Origin of the sequence: Luteococcus japonicus, from assembly GCF_003752415.1 — a bacterium.
Lineage (GTDB): Bacteria > Actinomycetota > Actinomycetes > Propionibacteriales > Propionibacteriaceae > Luteococcus > Luteococcus japonicus.
Genome location: NZ_RKHG01000001.1, coordinates 1,802,740 through 1,819,946 on the forward strand (window position 1 = coordinate 1,802,740; position 17,207 = coordinate 1,819,946).

16 protein-coding genes are annotated in these 17,207 nt (G+C 70.0%); 11 read left to right on the top strand and 5 right to left on the bottom strand.

The features are described from left to right. The first annotated feature begins 40 nt into the window (after positions 1-40). Together EDD41_RS08755 and EDD41_RS08760 are read left to right on the top strand one after the other, a co-directional pair. Positions 41-1,258 (top strand): type 1 glutamine amidotransferase family protein, encoded by a 1,218-nt coding sequence (locus EDD41_RS08755; protein WP_094765553.1) that lies wholly within the window; start codon positions 41-43, stop codon positions 1,256-1,258. Beyond that, positions 1,255-2,475, top strand: a complete 1,221-nt coding sequence (locus tag EDD41_RS08760) for an MFS transporter (RefSeq protein ID WP_123575621.1) — start codon at positions 1,255-1,257, stop codon at positions 2,473-2,475. The genes EDD41_RS08755 and EDD41_RS08760 overlap by 4 nt, the downstream gene beginning before the upstream one ends. Here the strand turns inward: EDD41_RS08760 and EDD41_RS08765 are convergent. The 4 genes from EDD41_RS08765 to EDD41_RS08780 are packed head-to-tail and all read right to left on the bottom strand — an operon-like array spanning position 2,466 to position 7,126. Beyond that, a complete protein-coding gene (locus EDD41_RS08765; protein ID WP_123575622.1) occupies positions 2,466-3,101 on the bottom strand; it encodes a TorD/DmsD family molecular chaperone in 636 nt (211 codons plus the stop codon). The genes EDD41_RS08760 and EDD41_RS08765 overlap by 10 nt on opposite strands. Further along, positions 3,098-4,012, bottom strand: coding sequence for a dimethyl sulfoxide reductase anchor subunit family protein (locus EDD41_RS08770; protein ID WP_123575623.1), 915 nt, complete (start codon positions 4,010-4,012; stop codon positions 3,098-3,100). The genes EDD41_RS08765 and EDD41_RS08770 overlap by 4 nt, the downstream gene beginning before the upstream one ends. A 1-nt stretch (position 4,013) precedes the next feature. Continuing rightward, entirely contained in the window at positions 4,014-4,625 is a 612-nt protein-coding gene (locus tag EDD41_RS08775; RefSeq protein WP_094765557.1) for a DMSO/selenate family reductase complex B subunit, read from the bottom strand. Positions 4,626-4,636: 11 nt separating this feature from the next. Then, positions 4,637-7,126 (bottom strand): DMSO/selenate family reductase complex A subunit, encoded by a 2,490-nt coding sequence (locus tag EDD41_RS08780; RefSeq protein ID WP_245995587.1) that lies wholly within the window; start codon positions 7,124-7,126, stop codon positions 4,637-4,639. 98 nt (positions 7,127-7,224) lie between these two features. Between EDD41_RS08780 and EDD41_RS08785 the strand changes: the two genes are divergently transcribed. The 6 genes from EDD41_RS08785 to EDD41_RS08810 all read left to right on the top strand — a co-directional run bounded on the left by EDD41_RS08785 (position 7,225) and on the right by EDD41_RS08810 (position 13,660). Next, entirely contained in the window at positions 7,225-8,151 is a 927-nt protein-coding gene (locus EDD41_RS08785; protein ID WP_123575625.1) for a 4Fe-4S dicluster domain-containing protein, read from the top strand. 29 nt (positions 8,152-8,180) lie between these two features. Next, a complete protein-coding gene (locus EDD41_RS08790; RefSeq protein ID WP_123575626.1) occupies positions 8,181-8,744 on the top strand; it encodes a DUF6457 domain-containing protein in 564 nt (187 codons plus the stop codon). Positions 8,745-8,748: 4 nt separating this feature from the next. After that, a complete protein-coding gene (locus EDD41_RS08795; RefSeq protein WP_094765561.1) occupies positions 8,749-9,435 on the top strand; it encodes a response regulator transcription factor in 687 nt (228 codons plus the stop codon). A gap of 77 nt (positions 9,436-9,512) precedes the next feature. Then, positions 9,513-10,955 carry a sensor histidine kinase gene (locus EDD41_RS08800; RefSeq protein WP_425454355.1) on the top strand — a complete coding sequence of 481 codons (1,443 nt, stop codon included), beginning with the start codon at positions 9,513-9,515 and terminating at the stop codon, positions 10,953-10,955. A 111-nt stretch (positions 10,956-11,066) separates the two neighbouring features. Continuing rightward, a complete protein-coding gene (locus EDD41_RS08805) occupies positions 11,067-12,407 on the top strand; it encodes an APC family permease (RefSeq protein WP_123575628.1) in 1,341 nt (446 codons plus the stop codon). 113 nt (positions 12,408-12,520) lie between these two features. Continuing rightward, on the top strand, positions 12,521-13,660 hold the full coding sequence (locus EDD41_RS08810; protein ID WP_148060519.1) for an AI-2E family transporter: 1,140 nt from the start codon (positions 12,521-12,523) through the stop codon (positions 13,658-13,660). Between the two features lie 17 nt (positions 13,661-13,677). Here EDD41_RS08810 and EDD41_RS08815 read toward each other — a convergent pair whose 3' ends face one another. Continuing rightward, positions 13,678-14,409, bottom strand: coding sequence for a DNA-3-methyladenine glycosylase family protein (locus tag EDD41_RS08815; RefSeq protein WP_211336617.1), 732 nt, complete (start codon positions 14,407-14,409; stop codon positions 13,678-13,680). A gap of 286 nt (positions 14,410-14,695) precedes the next feature. Between EDD41_RS08815 and EDD41_RS08820 the strand changes: the two genes are divergently transcribed. From EDD41_RS08820 to EDD41_RS08830, 3 genes are all read left to right on the top strand, one after another. Further along, on the top strand, positions 14,696-16,114 hold the full coding sequence (locus EDD41_RS08820; protein WP_123575630.1) for a YibE/F family protein: 1,419 nt from the start codon (positions 14,696-14,698) through the stop codon (positions 16,112-16,114). Positions 16,115-16,286: 172 nt separating this feature from the next. After that, positions 16,287-16,487 (top strand): tetratricopeptide repeat protein, encoded by a 201-nt coding sequence (locus EDD41_RS08825; RefSeq protein WP_170165299.1) that lies wholly within the window; start codon positions 16,287-16,289, stop codon positions 16,485-16,487. A gap of 24 nt (positions 16,488-16,511) precedes the next feature. Continuing rightward, a complete protein-coding gene (locus EDD41_RS08830) occupies positions 16,512-17,201 on the top strand; it encodes a cytochrome c biogenesis CcdA family protein (RefSeq protein WP_123575632.1) in 690 nt (229 codons plus the stop codon). The last annotated feature ends 6 nt before the right edge of the window (positions 17,202-17,207 follow it).

A 17,207-nucleotide genomic window follows, 5' to 3' on the forward strand; every position in this document is an offset into this window, starting at 1 on the left:
TGGGGTGGGCGGCACCGCCAGCGCTGACTAGGCTTGGGCCATGACCATCTACCTCGTCGGCGGCGGCCCGGCCGACTCCCTCTCCTCGGTCCATGACCAGTTCGTCGCCTCGGCAAAGAAGCGCGGCACCAGGATCGCGGTCGCCCTGCTGGGCACCGAGGAGGAGACCGGCGGCCAGCTGGCCAGCTACGCCGATCCCCTGCGCGCCCGGTGGCCGGAGGCGGAGATCGTGCCCATCTGGCTGGATGACGAACCCGACGCTGCGCAGAACCAGACCGTCTGGCCGCAGGACCCGGAGGAGCTGGCCGGCATGGTGGTGGCCGGGGGGTGGACCCCCGGCTACCTCGAGGCGCTGCGTCCGCACCGTGAGGTGATCGCCAAGCTGGTCCGCCGCGGCGTTCCCTACATGGGCTTCTCCGCGGGCGCGATGGTGGTGGGAAAGCGAGCCATCGTCGGCGGCTGGCGTTTCCGGGGCCGTCAGATCATCCCCGAGGTGTGGGGCGAGGGCGTCGAGGAGTTCGAGATGCGCGACGGCCTGGCCCTGATCGGCCCCACCGTCGACGTGCATGCCGATGTCGCCGGGCTGGGTGCTGGCCTGGCCGCCCTGGAGAAGGGCGAGGTGACCACCGTCGTGTCCATCGACGAGCAGACCTGCCTGGTGATCGACCCGGTCAGTGGGCACACGCTCGTCGAGGGTGGCCAGCGGATCCACTGGCTGACCAAGGAGGGCACGGCCATCGTCGTGCGTCACGAGTCGTCGGCCGCGGAGCAGGAGCGCCACAAGGAGTACCTGCCGCGTGAGCGGGAGGCGGCCGAGCGTGAGGCGGCCGCCCGTCAGGCCGAGCTGGAGCGCCTGGCGGCGATCAAGGCGGAGCGGGAGCGGGAGCTGGCCGCCGAGCGTGCCGAGCGGCAGCGGGTGCTGGCCGAGCAGCGCGAACAGGAGAAGGCGCGGCTGGAGGCCGAGCAGGAGGAACGTCGACGCCGGCAGGCCGCACGTCAGCGGATCGCCGACGAGAAGGCGGCGGCCGCCAAGGCCGCCGCGGCCGAGGAGGAGGAGCGTCGCCGCCACGAGAAGCACGAGCAGCGCATCGCCGAGACAGCTCGTCGCAAGCTGGCCGCGGACAAGCGCTTCCTGCCGAAGACCGAGGAGGCTGCCCAGGAACCTGCCACCGAGCAGCCCCTCGAGCTCGCCGAGGTGGCGCGCACCAAGGCAGCGGGAGACAAGCGGCTCACCACCGGGCCGGCCCCCACGGAGTGAACCAACCGACCGGCCCGGCACCGCTGGCCCCGGGAGATGACGCCTACCGTCGCACGACGGTGGCGCTCTTCCTGGCCGGGCTGGTCACCTTCGCCGCGCTGTACTGCACACAGCCGCTGCTGCCCCTGCTGGGCCAGGTCTTCCACGTCTCCCCCGCGGAGACCGCGCTGAGCGTGTCCGCGACGACCATCACGCTTGGTCTCGCACTGCTCTTCCTGGGCCCCATCTCGGACGCCTTCGGCCGGACCAACATCATGCTGGCCAGTCTCTTCGCCAGCGGGCTGGTCACCCTTGCCGTTGCCGCCAGCCCGTCCTGGCCGGTGCTGCTGGTGCTGAGGGCCGCGTTGGGCATCTGCGTGGCGGGGCTGCCCGCCGTCGCCGTGGCCTATCTGCGGGAGGAGATCTCCCCCGGAGCAGCCGGGCGGGCCACGGGCCTCTACATCGGTGGCACGGCGCTGGGCGGCATGGCCGGCCGCCTGCTCAGCGGGGCCCTGGCGGACCTCTTCGGCTGGCGCTGGGCCATCGCCGGGATCGGCCTGCTGGCACTGGCCTGCGCCGTGGTGGTGCACCGGCTGTTGCCGCGCAGCCGCTTCTTCGTCGCCCAACCCTTGTCCCCCGCCGAGCTGACCGCCAAGACGCTGCGCCTGCTGCGCGATCCGGTGCAGTTGGCCCTGATGACCCTGTCCTTCTGCGCGATGGGTGCCTTCGTCGCCGGGTTCAACGCGATGGGCTTCCGGCTGGAGGCCCCGCCCTACCGCCTCGGGGTGGGGTTGGCGGGGACGGTCTTCCTGGTCTACGCCTTCGGCTCGTGGAGCTCGGCCCGGGCGGGACGTTTCGCGGAGGGGCATGGCCCCGCGAAGGTGGCGCTGGGTGGCCTGGCGCTGCAGCTGGCGGGAATCTGCGTGACGGCTGCGGAGACCCTGCCGCTGGTGGTGCTGGGTCTGGCGCTGACCACGATCGGCTTCTTCGCCGCCCACGGCGTGGCCAGCGGATGGGTGGCCGCCCATGCCGCCCGGCAGGGGCTGGGGACGGGCCAGGCGGCGTCCCTGTACCTGTTCGCCTACTACCTGGGCAGCTCGGTGGCGGGGACCGCGGCAGGGTGGGCGTGGAGCGGTTGGCGGTGGCCGGGCGTGACGCTGCTCACCGCAGCACTCGTCGTGGCCGCCCTGCTGGTGGTGCGTCTGGCGGGCCGCTGGGAAGAGCCCTCTCAGGGCTGAGCGCCGGCCCCCAGCTGGACGAGGGTGTCCACCCCCAGCAGGGCCAGGCCGTGGTGGAAGTGGGTCCCTGCGTCGCGGCCCAGCGCATCGAAGAAGTTGGGCCCCCACTGGAGCAGGTGCTCGGCAAGGAAACGCTCCCGCCCCGACGCCAACCGCGTGCGCTCCTGGTCCGTGGTGGCATCGAGCCAGCGTTCGGACAGTTTCGCGACGAATTCCAGCTCCAGCGACAGGTGGTCATCGGGAGCCCGGTTGAGGTGGGGTGCCGCAAGACCGAATTCCGCATAGGCGGCGCGGACCTCCAATGTCTGTTCGTCGAAGAGCAGGCCCTCGACGGAGCGATGGACGGACTCGTACGGGTGGACGGCCACCCGTCCCGGGCCCCCGACCAGCCGGGCGTGGTCGGCAGCCACGGCGTCCGCATCCTCACCCACCTCCGCGGAGCGCGCCCACAGGTCGAGCCCGGCACGGCACACCTCGGTGCGCTCCATCGGCCACCCCTCCAGCCACTCGGCCGAACGGATCCGGTCCAGCACCTCGGCCTTCGCAGGGGCCGAGACGAAGGTGGCCAGGACGCGCAGGGCAGCGGCGCTGCGGGCCATGCCCTCCTCGTCGGTCTCGACGCTCATGTGCCCACCCGCACCATCGAGCCGTAGAACATCAGGCGGCCGATGAACTCACCGACGAAGGCCAGGGCGAAGGCGACCACGCCCAGGGCCGGCAGGTAGCGGTAGCTGTCCACCCGAGCCACCAGCTTGAACAGCAGGTAGGCCAGGCAGAGCAGGGCCGCGGCCAGCAGCAGGGCCTGCGCCGTGCGCCATCCGCCCAGTTCACCGCCCAGGATCTCCAACGAACGACGTGCCGCCGGCGACGGGTGCCCGCCGAGGAAGGCGTAGTAGCTGACCCGCTCGAAGAAGCGCACCGCAATCAGCACCACACCAGCCAGGGAGATGGCCCGCACGGTCTGGGTGAGCAGGGCGTCGGCGTCCGGATCCGGCTCGGAGCGGCCGCGACGGATCCGGTAGACCACCAGCAGTGCGGCGGCCACAGCCAACCCGCCCAGCAGCAGCGTGGTGATGTAGAAGGCGATCGGGGTGTGCACGGTCGCCCAGGCGGGGACGGTGCGCAGCGAGTAGACCTTGCTGATGGCAAAGACCAGGAAGAAACCCACCAGGGCCGTCAACCCGGCCAGCACCTGACGCAGGCGGTGGTTGAGCAGCTTGAACCACTGGCAGATGGCGAAGGCGGCGCCCAGTGCCGCGAAGGCCATCCCGAAGACGATCTCACGCGAGAGCCAGCTGGAGCCCAGGTGCAGCAGGGCATTCGGGGCGCGCAGCGGTTTGCCCAGGTGCATCGTGGAGGCGGCCAGCCCCAGCACCAGCAACGGGCCGATCGCGTACAGCGCCGGATCGGTCACCTTGTCCATCGTCTTCTGCGGCACCTTCAGGCCCGCCAGGTGGATGATGCCGAGCACGATGAAGGAGCCCACCGACATCTGGGCGCAGATGGTGAAGATCACCAGCGGAAGTTCATGCCACATGTCAGATCTCCTCGGGATTCGCGATCTCGCCGGTGCCCTGGCCCGGGGGCTGGGCGTCGCGGTGCGGGGTGATCACCAGGTTGGGCCGGGTGATCTCGGGATCCGGCAGCGGTTCCACGGACCGCACGTCGCTGTTGTGCTTCTTGGCCAGCTCGGCGACGTCACCCCATTCGAGGGCGCGCGAGGGACAGGCGGCGACGCAGGCGGGTTCCTGCCCGGCATCGCGGTAGTCCTTGCACCCGTCGCACTTGGTCATGATCCCCTTCTCGGGGTTGAACTGCGGGGCGCTGTACGGGCAGGCCATCGCGCAGTACTTGCAGCCGATGCACTTCTTGGGATCGACGTAGACCGTGCCGTCGTCGCGGATGGTCATGGCGGTGGTGGGGCACACCTCCGCACAGATCGGGTCCTCGCAGTGGTTGCAGGAGATCGACGTGTAGTAGCTGAAGACCTTGGGTTCGTAGGTGTCACCCTGCTGCACCCAGCTGCCGCCGGTGTACTCGATCACCCGTCGCCACTGCACGCCGATGGGCAGGTCGTGCTTGTCCTTGCAGGCAATGGCGCAGGCCTTGCAGCCATTGCAGGCCGACTGGTCGAAGTAGAAGCCTTCCATGATCCGTCCTCTCAGGCCTTCTTGATCTGCACGAGGGTGGTGTGCTGGCAGTTGCCCTTGGAGACCGGGGTCCAGTGCAGCGACGTGAGCACGTTGACGGCACCTCCGTGGTCGACGCCCTCGGCGTCGAAGTCGGTCCAGGCGCCCTGCGGGAGCGAGGCGACGCCGGGCATGATGCGTGCCGTGACCTTGGCCGGGATCTGCACCCGGCCGCGGTCGTTGAAGATCTCCACCGTGTCACCATTCTTGATGCCGCGCTTCTCGGCGTCGGGAATGCTGATCCACACCGACTGCGGGTGGGCCTCCTGCAGGTTGGACAGGTTGCCGTAGGTGGAGTGCACGCGCTGCTTGAAGTGGTGTCCGATCAGCTGCAGCGGGTACTTGTCATTGGACAGTGCCTCCATGGCACCTTCCCAGGTGTCCACGTGCATCGGCAGCGCGGTGATCACGTCGCCCTTCTTGCGGTCCGGGAATTCCCACGTCCTGGCCATGTTCCACAATTCCTCGGAGAAGATCTCGATCTTGCCGGTGGGCGTCTCGAGCGGGTTCTTCACGGGATCCTCGCGGAAGTCCCTCAGCGCGACGGTGGTGCCCTCGGGGTTGCGGTAGCGGTGCACGCCCTTCTTGAGCATCTCCTCGAACTTCGGCATGCCGGGCACGGCCTTCACGTTCACCTCGTCCTGCAGGTATTGCGCCCAGCCCCGCAGGTCGCGGCCCTCGGTCACCTTCTTCTCCACCCCCAGCCGCTTGGCGATCTCGGTGACCATCTCGTAGGCCGGCTTGGAGTCGTGCAGCGGCTCGATGGCCTTCTCGCAGGCGATCAGGTAGGCGGTGTCACCGCAGTACTCGCTGGGCACCAGGTCCCAGCGCTCCGCGGTGGTGGTGTCGGGCAGCACCAGGTCGGAAAGGTCTGCCGAGGTGGACATCTGGTTGTCGACGGTGACGATGAACTCGCACTTCGACTCGTCCTGCAGGATCTCGCGCAGCTTGTTGAGGTCGGCGTGCTGGCTGCCCAGCATGTTGCCGCCGTACTCCAGCAGGAACTTGATGCTGGTGCTCAGCTTCTTGACGCCGCGCACGCCGTCCTTGACGTCGGTCATCTCCTCGCCCCGCACGATCGCCTCGCTCCAGCCGAAGTTGCTGATGGCGGCCTTGCACGGGTTGTCACCATTGGGCAGCCAGGCGGTCAGCGGCCAGTAGTTGCCCTCGCGGCCACCGGTGCCGCCGCCGGGAATGCCCACCTGGCCCAGCACATTGGCCAGAGTGTAGATGGCGCGGGCCTGGTTCTCACCATTGGCGTGGCGCTGCGGGCCCCAGCCCTGGGTGATGTTGACCGGCTTGGTGCGGCCCAGTTCCAGCGCGAACTCGATGATGGTCTTCTCGGGCACGCCGGTGATCTTCGACGCCCAGGCCGGGGTCTTCTCGATGCCGTCGGCCCCCTTGCCCATGATGTAAGTCAGGTAGGAGTTGTTGGCCGGGATGCCCTTGGGCATGTGCTTCTCATCGAAGCCGACGCAGTACTTGTCCAGGAAGGCCTGGTCGTGCAGGTTGTTCTTCACCAGGTGGTGCACGATGCCGTTGACCAACGCCGCGTCGGTGCCGGGGCGCGGGCTGATCCACTGGTCTGCCAGGACCGCGACGGAGTCGGAATGGCGCGGGTCCACCACGACGATCTTCAGCCCCGCCTTGCGGGCCGCCTCCAGCGAGACATAGGTGAGGCCGCCACCCGACATGCGGGTCTCCTGCGGGTTGTTGCCCCACAGCACCAGCATCCGGCCGTGCTTGAGGGAGTCCTCGAAGGAGTTGGAGACCTGCTCGTCCTGGTTGCCGTAGTGAAAGCGGGTGATCCCACCGATCTGGCTGTAGGAGTAGTTGTTGTAGTAGTTCAGGTGGCCACCCATGGCATTGAACAGCCGCTGCCAGCCGGCGCCGTAGGCAAGGTGGGCATTCCACACGCCGGAGCCGTAGACCTTGAAGACGGCCTCGGGGCCGTAGGTGTCGTAGGTGTGCTTCAGCTTCTCCGCGAACAGGTCGAAGGCCTCGTCCCAGCTGATCTCCTCCCACTGTCCCTCGCCGCGCCTGGTGCCCTCCTTGCGCTTGAGGGGCTTCTTGATGCGGTCAGGATTGTAGATCCGCTGGCGCATGTTGCGGCCCCGCACGCAGGCGCGGATCTGGCGGTTCTCCAGGGTGTCGTCGCCGGTGTTGTCGGGCAGCACCCGCACCACGACGCCGTCCTTGACCTGCAGCCGCAGCGGGCAACGAGAGCCGCAGTTGACGATGCAGGCGCTCCACACGGTGCGGTCCGCGTCGGGCATCCCGTCGGCCTGCAGCAGCCTCACCGGCTCGCTGGCAGCGCGCAGCGGATCACTGGAGACCAGCGCGCCCGTAGCGGCAGCGGCACCGGTCCACTGCATCAGGCTGCGGCGCGAGAAGCGCGCCCCCTCACCCCTGGCCGGGGTTCTCGTCGAAGCCGTCACCACAAACCTCCCGTCGAAATTCACCACAACACCTCAACCCTAACGAGAGCACTTTTGGAGGTGAACCCCGGGTCTGGGGGTGCGTCGCATAGGCTCGAGGGGATCCCGACCGGAGGAGGTTCATGCGCGCCCACGATGCCCAGTCCGCACACACCCGCCGGGAGCTCCTGCTCACCCACCTGGAGCGAAGCCCCGGCGGCGTCGTCGTGCTGTGCGACCATGCCGAGCGCCGTTCGACGGCTCGCAGCCTGCGCCTGGAAGGGTGCCTTGCCACCGTGGACGCCCACTGGTTGGTGGACATCGCCGTGGCCGCCGGGACGGCCTGGCTGGACGTGGAGCAGTGCCCCGCGGCGCAGGCCCGCCAACAACTCTGGCAACTGGGTGAACTCCTCGGGCCGAGGCGCCTGGTCGTGAATGCCCTGCCGGAGGACGCCGCGCGCGGGCCCTTGCTGGACGAGCGACGCCCCCCGGTGGACCGCCGGGCGGCCCTGGGTCTGCCGACACTGGGCCTGCCGGCACTGGGGCGGCCACAAGTGGGCCCTGGGCGCCCCGAGACCGACGGCGTCCAGCACTCACCGGGGGCGGACCCGCACACCAGGCTGCTGGAATCACTGGCGAACGCGGGGATCGTGGCGGCCCACCTACCGTCGCCCGCCCTGGCCTTGGGCGCGAGCGGCTGCACCGCCTGCGGCGTCTGCGTACGCGCCTGCCCGCACGACGCACTCCGCCTGAGCCACTCCGGGAGCACCTCGACGCTGGGCCACGACGCCGGCGCCTGCCAGGGGGAGGGCCAGTGCGTGGAGCTGTGCCCGGCCGATGCCCTCCAGACGGGGGGCACCCTGGACTGGGGCGCGGCCCTGGAGCGGAGGACCAGCGTGCTGGCCCGTGTCCCCACCCGTACCTGCCGCCGTTGCCAGACCCGGGTCCCGGACGACGGCCAGGATCTTTGCCCCGAATGCACCGGACGAAGGCGGGACCCCTTCGGCGTTCACCTGCCGGAAGAGCTCCTGGCCAGACTGGGCCGCGGACCGGACGGGCGACGCCTGTGATCATCCCCACACACAGTGCAGGAGACAGCATGCACCTTGACGAGACCCCGCCTAGTCCAGACCTGCAGCCCTGGCTGGAGACGGCCTGCCGGGCCGTTGGAATCCCCAGCCACCGGCTGGACACCGCCGCCCTGATCGACCTGGCCGGGCAGGTGGCAGCCAGTGGGCTGCGCCCGATGGCCCCGGTCGCCGCCCACATCTGGGGCCTGGCCCTCTCCCGCGGCGGGGACCCCGAGACCACCCGCCGGGCGATCATCGAATCACTGCCAGCACAGCCCGTCGCAACGCACGAACGCGAGGACCGCCAGCACTGGCAGCTCTTCGTCCAGGGATGCTGCCATCGCCTCCAGCTGGCACCCGGGCTGGTCCCACTGGAGGAGATCCCCGCACTCACCCGGGAGGTTGCCCACGCCAGCATCCGGCCGATGGCTCCCGTCGTCGCCCACCTGCTGGGCCTGACCACGGACGCCGGGCCGACGCTCCGGGAGCGCACCGACGCCGTCCTGGAGGCCCTGTCCCGGGCCGCGACCGTCTCCGGCCAGCAGACGGAGGCGGGCCCGACGGGCAATCCGGACCCGCAAGTGGCAAGCTAGGCCCATGCACATCCTCGTGGTTGACGACGACCAGGCCGTCCGCGACTCCCTCGCCCGCTCCATGCAGTACAGCGGCTACGAGGTGAGCACCGCCGCCGACGGACTGGAGGCGCTCGCCAAGCTGTCCGCCATCCACGCCGACGCCGTCGTCATGGATGTCATGATGCCGCGGCTGGACGGTCTGGAGACCACCCGGATGCTGCGTTCCACCGGCAATGACGTCCCGATCCTGATCCTCACCGCCCGCGACGCCGTGGGTGACCGTGTCGACGGCCTCGACGCCGGCGCCGACGACTACATGGTCAAGCCCTTCGCCCTCGACGAGCTGTTGGCCCGCGTGCGCGCGCTCACCCGTCGCTCGCGCCCGGAGCGTGAGTCCGGCAGCGAGACGCTGGTCTTCGACGACCTGATCCTGGACACGCAGACCCGCGAGGTCTCCCGCGCGGGACGCAGGATCAGCCTGACCCGCACCGAGTTCGCGCTGCTGCAGGTCTTCATGGAGCACCCGCGGCGCGTCCTGGAGCGGGGCTGGCTCCTCAACGAGGTCTGGGGCTTCGACTTCCCCACCACGGCCAACTCGCTGGAGGTCTACATCGGCTACCTGCGGCGCAAGACGGAGAGCGACGGCGAGAGCCGCCTGATCCACACCGTGCGCGGCATCGGCTACGTACTGCGTGAGACGCCGCCGTGATCCGCCGGGCCCCGGCCCCCGGCCAGCCCCGCAATCCGTGACTTCCTGACAGGCAATCCATGAACCTCCTCGACCGCCTGGCCCGTACGTGGCCGTGGCGACGGCTGCAGGACCGCCGCTCGTCACTGAGCAGGCGGTTGGTGTGGTTGTCGGTGCTCTCCGTCAGCGCGACGGTGCTGATGGTGGCCACCGGCGCCTACTGGATGACCCGCTTCAGCCTGTACAACCAGCTGGACGACGAACTGATCGACGTCGCCGCCTACTCCGCCGCCCAGATCCAGACCGACGTCGAGGGCATGGGCGGGCTGAACACCAGTGCACTGCGCGCCGCGAACGTGACCCTGATGCTGCTTGCCAGCGACGGCCGCGCCCAGCAGGTGCGCGGCGCCAGCGTGGCGCTGGAGCCCGGCGACGAGGAACTGGCCGTCGCCCGAACCCAGACCGGTGACTCCGCACGCACCGTGACGGACACCAATGGCTCGCGCTACCGCATGGTGGCGGTGCCGCAGACCATCCAGGGCACGCGCTACGCACTGGTGATCGCCCGGCCTCTCGGGCCGACGGAGGCGACGCTGCACTGGCTGTGGCTGACGATGATGACCACCGGCGGGCTGGGCGTCCTGCTCTCGGTACTGCTGGGCTGGCTGTCCTCGCGGCAGGCGATGCAGCCGCTGCGCAACCTCTCGGGCGCCGTGGCCCACGTCACGGAGACCGACGAGCTGACCCCGATCGAGATCCATTCCGAGGACGAGCTCGGCGAACTGACCCGCTCCTTCAACACCATGCTGAACTCGCTCAGCTCGTCGCGTGAGCGCCAGAAGCGGCTGATCGCCGACGCCGGGCACGAGCTGCGCACCCCGTTGACGTCGATGCGCACCAACATCGAGCTACTGGTGGCCGACGACAAGACCGGCATGCTGCCCGAGGGGGCCCGCGGCGAGATCCTGCACGACATCGCCGCCCAGCTTGGCGAGTTCACCTCACTGGTGGGTGACCTGGTGCAGCTCTCCCGCGAGGACAAGGTGACGGCCAACCCGGAGCCGATGGACCTTCGCGACGTCGTCGAGTCCGCCATCGTGCGTGCCAAGCGTCGCGGACCTGGCCTGGTCTTCGACGTGGAGTTGAACCCCCTCTTCCTGGTGGGTGAGCCGGACACGCTGGAGCGCGCGGTGACCAACCTGCTGGACAATGCGGTGAAGTTCTCCCCGCCCGGCGGCACCATCCACGTGCACCTGCAGGGTGACACCCTGCGGATCGCGGACCAGGGCCCCGGCATCGCCGACGAGGACCGGCCCCACGTCTTCGACCGCTTCTACCGCTCTGACCAGGCGCGCAACACCCCCGGCACCGGGCTGGGCCTGTCCATCGTCGCGCACACCATCAAGGCCCACGGCGGCGAGGTGACCGCCCAACGCTCCGCGGAGGGCGGCGCCGAGTTCATCGTCCGGCTGCCCGGCAAGACCGTCGAGGACCAGCAGGCCGAGGACGACACCGTCACCATGCCGGCCATCAAGGACTGACGCTCGGCCGACGGGTGTCCATCCGAGCGTCCGATGCGCGGGAGGACAAGGCCCCGGTCCTGACCCCCAGGGGTGATGTGCGACACCTGAGGCGCTGGTTAGCGTCGAACAATGAGAACCCAGACCACATCTCACCGGACCGACTCCGCCCAGACCCAGACGCCGCTGCGTCGGGCCGTCGGCACGGGCGCACTCTTCCTGTTCATCCTGGGTGACGTGCTGGGCGCGGGCGTCTACGTCCTGGTGGGCGAGGTGGCCGGTGCGGCAGGTGGCGCGGTGTGGCTGCCGCTCCTGGTGGCACTCCTGCTGGCGCTGCTGACCGCGGGCTCCTATGCGGAGCTGGCGACGAAGTACCCGCGCGCCGGCGGCTCCTCGCACTACGCCCGTCGCGCCTTCGGACCGTTCATGGGCTTCCTGGTCGGCTTCTGCATGCTGGCGGCGGGCATCGTGTCGGTGGGCGCCCTGGCGCTGGGCTTCGCCGGTGACTACCTGGCCGAATTCGTCTCGCTGCCCGTCCCCGCCGTCGTCGTGTTCTTCCTGGCCGCCTTGGCCCTGCTCAACATCAGGGGGATCAAGGAGTCGATGGGCGTCAATGCCGTCGCGACGGTGGTTGAGGTCGGCGGCCTGCTGCTGGTGATCGCCCTGGGTTTCCTGGTGATCGCGCGCGGTGACGCGGACCTCTCGCGGCTGACCCAGCTCGGCACGGCCGGGCACGGCCCGGCCGGTGCGGTGCTCGCGGCCTCGGTCCTCGCCTTCTACTCCTATGTGGGCTTCGAGACATCAGTGAACATCGCCGAGGAGGCCCGTGACCCCAGCCGTTCCTACCCTCGGGCCCTGTTCGGTGCGCTGCTGACCGCGGGCCTGGTCTACGTCGGGGTCGGCGTGGCGGCCAGCGCGATCCTGCCCACACCCCGACTCGCCGCCTCCTCCGGACCGCTGTTGGAGGTGGTCCGGGCAGCGGGCATCGTGCCGCCGGTGCTGTTCAGCATGGTGGCGCTGGTGGCGGTGGCCAATGGCGCGCTGCTGACCGGCATCATGTCCTCCCGTCTCGCGTACGGCATGGCGCGCGACGGCTTGCTGCCCTCGGTGCTGGGGCGGGTCCTGCCGGGCCGGCGAACCCCGTGGGTGGCGGTCCTGGTGACCACCGCGCTGTCCGCCCTGCTGGCGCTGACCGGTGAGATCTCGACCCTGGCCGGCACCCTGGTGCTCCTGCTCCTGGTGGTCTTCGCCAGCGTCAACGTCGCCGTCCTGGTGTTGCGCCGCGACCAGGTCGGCCACAGCCACTTCCGCATCCCGAGTGTGGTGCCTGCGCTGGGCCTGCTCTCCTGCCTGGGGCTTGCCACCCGTGTCGAGGCGGCGACGTGGCGGCTGGGCGTGCCGCTGTTGGCGGCGGGCGCCGTGCTGGCCGCTGTCGCTTCGCGCCGCGCCAGAACCCCCTCAGGGACCCGCTGAGGGCCACACCGGGTCAGCCTTGTCCGCGGGGCGCGAAATCCTGACACCCCTTGGGGTGGAAGCTGCCCTCAGCGGGCGCGCGAGAGCCGGTGCACCCGGCACGCTGGGTGCTCGTGTACAGCGCCGAACAACCCGACCTGCGGAACCGCACCCCCCGAGCCCTCGACGTCGCCCTGCGCGTCGGTATCCCCTTCCTGGTCTCCGTCGCCTGCGGCTGGGTGGCCATCCGCCTGATGGGCCAGGCCAGGTTCGCCCTGGTCCCGATGGCCATCGCCATGCTGCTGACCGCACTGTTGAGCCCGGCCGTTTCCTGGATGCGCCGCCGGCTCCACGTGCCCGCCTACCTGGCCGGCGCTCTGGCCCTGGTCGGAACCATGGGCGTCCTGATCGCGGTGATCGGCCATGCCGGCAGCGCCCTGCTGGCGGACGGCGGGAGCATCACGGCGATGGCGCAGGACGTACTGCACTCCACGGCCGCGTGGTTGCGCGGCGGACCCCTGCACGTACAGGACGGACAGCTTCCCCAGGCGGTGGACAAGGCCCAGGCCTGGCTGGCCACCAATTCGTCGAACATCGCCTCCACCGTCATGACCTTCGGTGGCTCGCTGAGCGAACTCAGTGCCATGGCCCTGCTCGGCCTGGTCAGCGCCTTCTTCTTCCTGGGCGACGGGAAGCGCATCTGGCGCAGCATCCTGTGGCTGGTGCCGCCGCGCTCGCGGAACCGGCAGTTCGAGGCCTCCCGCCGCAGCTGGCACGCCTTGGAGCTCTACGCCCGCACGGCCGTGGTGGTGGCGGTCATCGACGCGGTGTGTATCGGGTTGGGCGCGCTGCTGCTGGACGTCCCCTTCCCGCTGCCGCTGGCGATGCTGGTCTTCGTGTCCGCCTTCATCCCCTTCGTGGGCGCCATCGCCTCGGGCGCCGTGGCCGTGGTGCTCGCCCTGTTCACCGGCGGCCCGACCACCGCGCTGCTGATGGCCGTGGTGGTACTGGCCGTGCAGCAGCTGGAGGGCAATGTGCTGCAGCCGCTGCTGATGGGCCGGGCCGTCAGCCTGCACCCCTATGCCGTGATCGTCGGGGTGAGCCTGTCGGGCTACCTCTTCGGCCTGGTGGGCGCCCTGTTGGCGGTGCCGGCGATGGCCGGGGGGATGGCCTGGCTGCGCTACCTGAACGACACCGATCCATTCCCCCAGCTGGAAGCGGAACCCGATCCCGCTGAGGAGGCGGGCAGCGGCGCCCACCCGGCGCACCCCTGATGGCCGGGCGCCGGCCGTCAGGGCAGATGCGCGGGCAGGCTGCGACGGGGACCGCGGCGCTCCCGGCGGTCCCCGGCCTGGGCCAGCAGCAGCTCGACGCGGTATCGGTGCCCCGCGAAGGGCTCCAGCAGCTCGGCGCAGCCGTCGTCGTCCAGTTCCTCGCCGCACAACGCGAAGCTGATCGCGCGGGGGACGTGGTAGTCACCGATGCTCCACGCGTCAGGATCGCCCAGCGCCTGCTGCCGCACCCGGGCTGCGGTCCAGGGACCGATCCCCGGCAGGGAGCGCAGGGCCGAGTCCGGATCCGGGCGCTGGGTCACCCGCTCCAGTGCCGAGGCTCGGCGGGCGGCCGCCACCACCGTCGCGGACCGTTTCTGTTCCACCCCCACCGTGAGGTACTCCCAGGACGGCACCGCGGCCCACTGCGCGGCGGTCAGCGGGAGCACCATGCCGTCCGCCGGATGCCCCACGATGCGGGCCGGTCCCGGCGCCGGATCCCCGTAACGTCTGGTCAGCCGGGCGATGGAGCGGAAGGCCTCGGCGCCGGTGACCTTCTGCTCGATCACGGCGGGCAGCAGGCTCTCGCAGACCAGGTCCGTCGCCCCCACGCGCAGCGACGGGTGGCGCCGCACGAGCGCCTTCAGCAGTGGGTGCGAGGGGTGGAAGTCTGCCTCGTCGTGGCAGCCGAGCAGGCGCGGCACCTGGTCCAGCGCCCAGCTGCTCCCCTCACCCCACGCGGTGGCCTCCACATCGGGTCCGTCATCACACAATCGCAACAGGACGGGACCCAGCGGTGTGACGCTGGCCCGCCACCACACGTCGCCGGTCCGTCGGTGCGTCGGATCCCCGCCGGACCGCCGGAGCCGTCCGAGGCAGGAATCAAGCCGTCCGGCCGCCGACAAGATCCTTCGGGAGGACGGCCTCGCAGCGGGTATGGTGGCCGCGGCTGGAGGCACCACGGTGCCACGCCGGGGGAACAGACGCTCGGTCACAGCTCGCTTCCATCGCAGGTCATTGGTCAAAGGTTAGGCCCTCATGGCACATTCCCATTCCCACTCCACCCGCAGCGACGATCCGGAGATCCGGCGGCTCGAGCAACGGGCACTGGGCCTGATGATGAGCTTCCTGGTGCCCATCGCCGTGCTCACCGTCACCGCCCTGGTCTGGCTGTGGCCGCACGACGTGACCTCGCACATCAAGAACGACACCTCGTCGGTGATGGTCCCGGGCGTCACCATGCCGAAGGCCCACGTGACGATGGTCAACGAGGTCAGTTGCGAGGGCACGACGGGATCCATCGCGAATGACACCCGTGCCTGCGCCAACCTGCACGTGCAACTCACGGAGGGCCCGGAGACCGGCCAGACCTACGAGGTGATGGTCACGGCGGCCATCTACGCGTCGGGGATCGACCCCGGGGACACGGTGAAGCTCTACCGGATGCCCTCCCCCCAGGACGGCACCACCGTCTACCAGTTCGCGGACTTCGAACGCAGCGCACCGCTGATCTTCTTCACCGTCCTGCTGGCGGTCCTGGTGGTGCTGGTGGCCCGGTGGCGTGGCTTCGCCTCCCTGCTCGGCCTGGTCTTCGCGGCCGTCGTGATGTGGAAGTTCCTCTTCCCGGCACTGATCGTGGGGCACAATCCGACGATCGTGGGGCTGGCGGCGAGCTCCGCCATCATGTTCGTGGTGCTGTACACCGCCCACGGTTTCTCCACGCGCACGACGACGGCGCTGGTGGGCACCCTGTTCGGCCTGATGATCACGGCGGCGCTGGGTTTCTGGGCCACGAAGTGGGCGCACCTGACCGGTGTCTCCAGCGAGGACGACTACCTGCTGGCCAGTTCCGCGCCGAACCTGCCGCTGCAGTCCGTGGTGATCTGCGGCGTGATCATCGCCGGCCTGGGCGTGCTGAACGACGTCACCATCACCCAGGCCTCCGCGGTCTGGGAACTGGCGGAGGGTGGCGGACGCCGCCGCAAGGACCTGTTCCTGGGTGCGATGCGGATTGGCCGTGACCACATCGCGTCGACGGTCTACACCATGGCCTTCGCGACGGCGGGTGCCATCCTGTCGGTCCTGTTGCTGCTGAGCATCTACCAGCGGCCGCTGGGCGAGGTGCTGACCAGCGAGATGTTCGCCGCGGAGCTGGTGCGCACCCTGGTGGGCTCCATCGGATTGGCACTGGCAGTGCCGGTGACGACGGGCATCGCGGTGGCCGCCGTGACCGCCGGCCGTCCCCTTCCCCGCCGGGACCAGATCATGCCGCAGAAGCAGCCGGAAGCCCGGCAGCCGGAACAGCCCGCACTGCTGACCCCGGCTCGGGCCTCGAAGCCGGAGCGGGGGGTGGACCACCCGACACTCACGAACATGGGGATCGTGCGCCCCGGCCGGGCGCGCCCCAGCACCGAACAGGACCTGTTCAAGCGGCCGCAGGGGCCCGACGAGGTCTGACGGTGCGGGGGACTATGCCAATGCCGCCAGGTGGCAGAAGCGCGTCACCGAGGTCACCCCGAAGGACCCCACGGCCTGGCTGGCCCTGGGCGTCGCCCACTTCAACGGCGCAAACCTCAAGGATGCCGAGGTCTCCTGGACCAAGGCCAAGGAACTGGACCCCAAGCAGGCCGTGACCTACTACAACCTCGGCTTCCTGTACATGTCGAAGAATGACATGGCCAAGGCCCGCGAGAACTGGCAGAAGGTGGTGGACCTGGACCCCAAGTCCGAGCTGGCCAAGAGCGTCCAGTCCCACCTGGGCAAGTCCCCCAGCGCGTCCGCCTCCCCGTCGGCCAAGGCAGGCAGCCCGTCGGCCTCGCCCTCACGCTGACCCGGTCCCGCACCGGACACCACCATGGACAATCCCACGCTCCCGATCGCGCTGCTGGCCGGCATCATCAGTTTCGCCTCGCCATGCTTCCTGCCGATCGTGCCCGTCTACGTCGGCTACCTGGTGGGCACCGACGAGCAGGAGCGCACCCGCGCCGCGGCGCTGAAACAGTCCTTGGCCTTCGTGGCCGGATTCAGCATCGTCTTCGTCGGGCTCTGGGCCTCCATCGGCCTGATCGGCTGGGTGATCGGCGACCACCGAGACCTGATGCGCTGGATCGGCGGACTGGTACTGGTGGTGATGGGGCTGCACGTCGCCGGCCTGATCCGGATCCCACTGCTGGCCCGCACCATGGGCGGCCCGCGCTCCGGCCGCGGCGCCCAGGCCCCCGGCCTGCGCCGCTCACTGCTGCTCGGCCTGGCCTTCGGCGCCGGCTGGACGCCCTGCATCGGGCCCATCCTCGGCGGCATCATCGGGTTGGCCACCCAGACCAGCAGCGTCGGCCAGGGCGCCGCCCTGCTGGTTGCCTACTGCCTGGGGCTGGGCATCCCCTTCGTCGCGGTCGCTCTCGGGGCGTCCTGGGTGAGCGAGAAGCTCTCCTGGTTGACCCGCCACGAGGCCGCCGTCCAACTGATCTCGGGGGCGCTGCTCGTGCTCGTCGGCTTCCTGGTGATCACCAACCAGTTCAGCAGGCTTGCCGCCTTCGGAGTATGAGGAGAC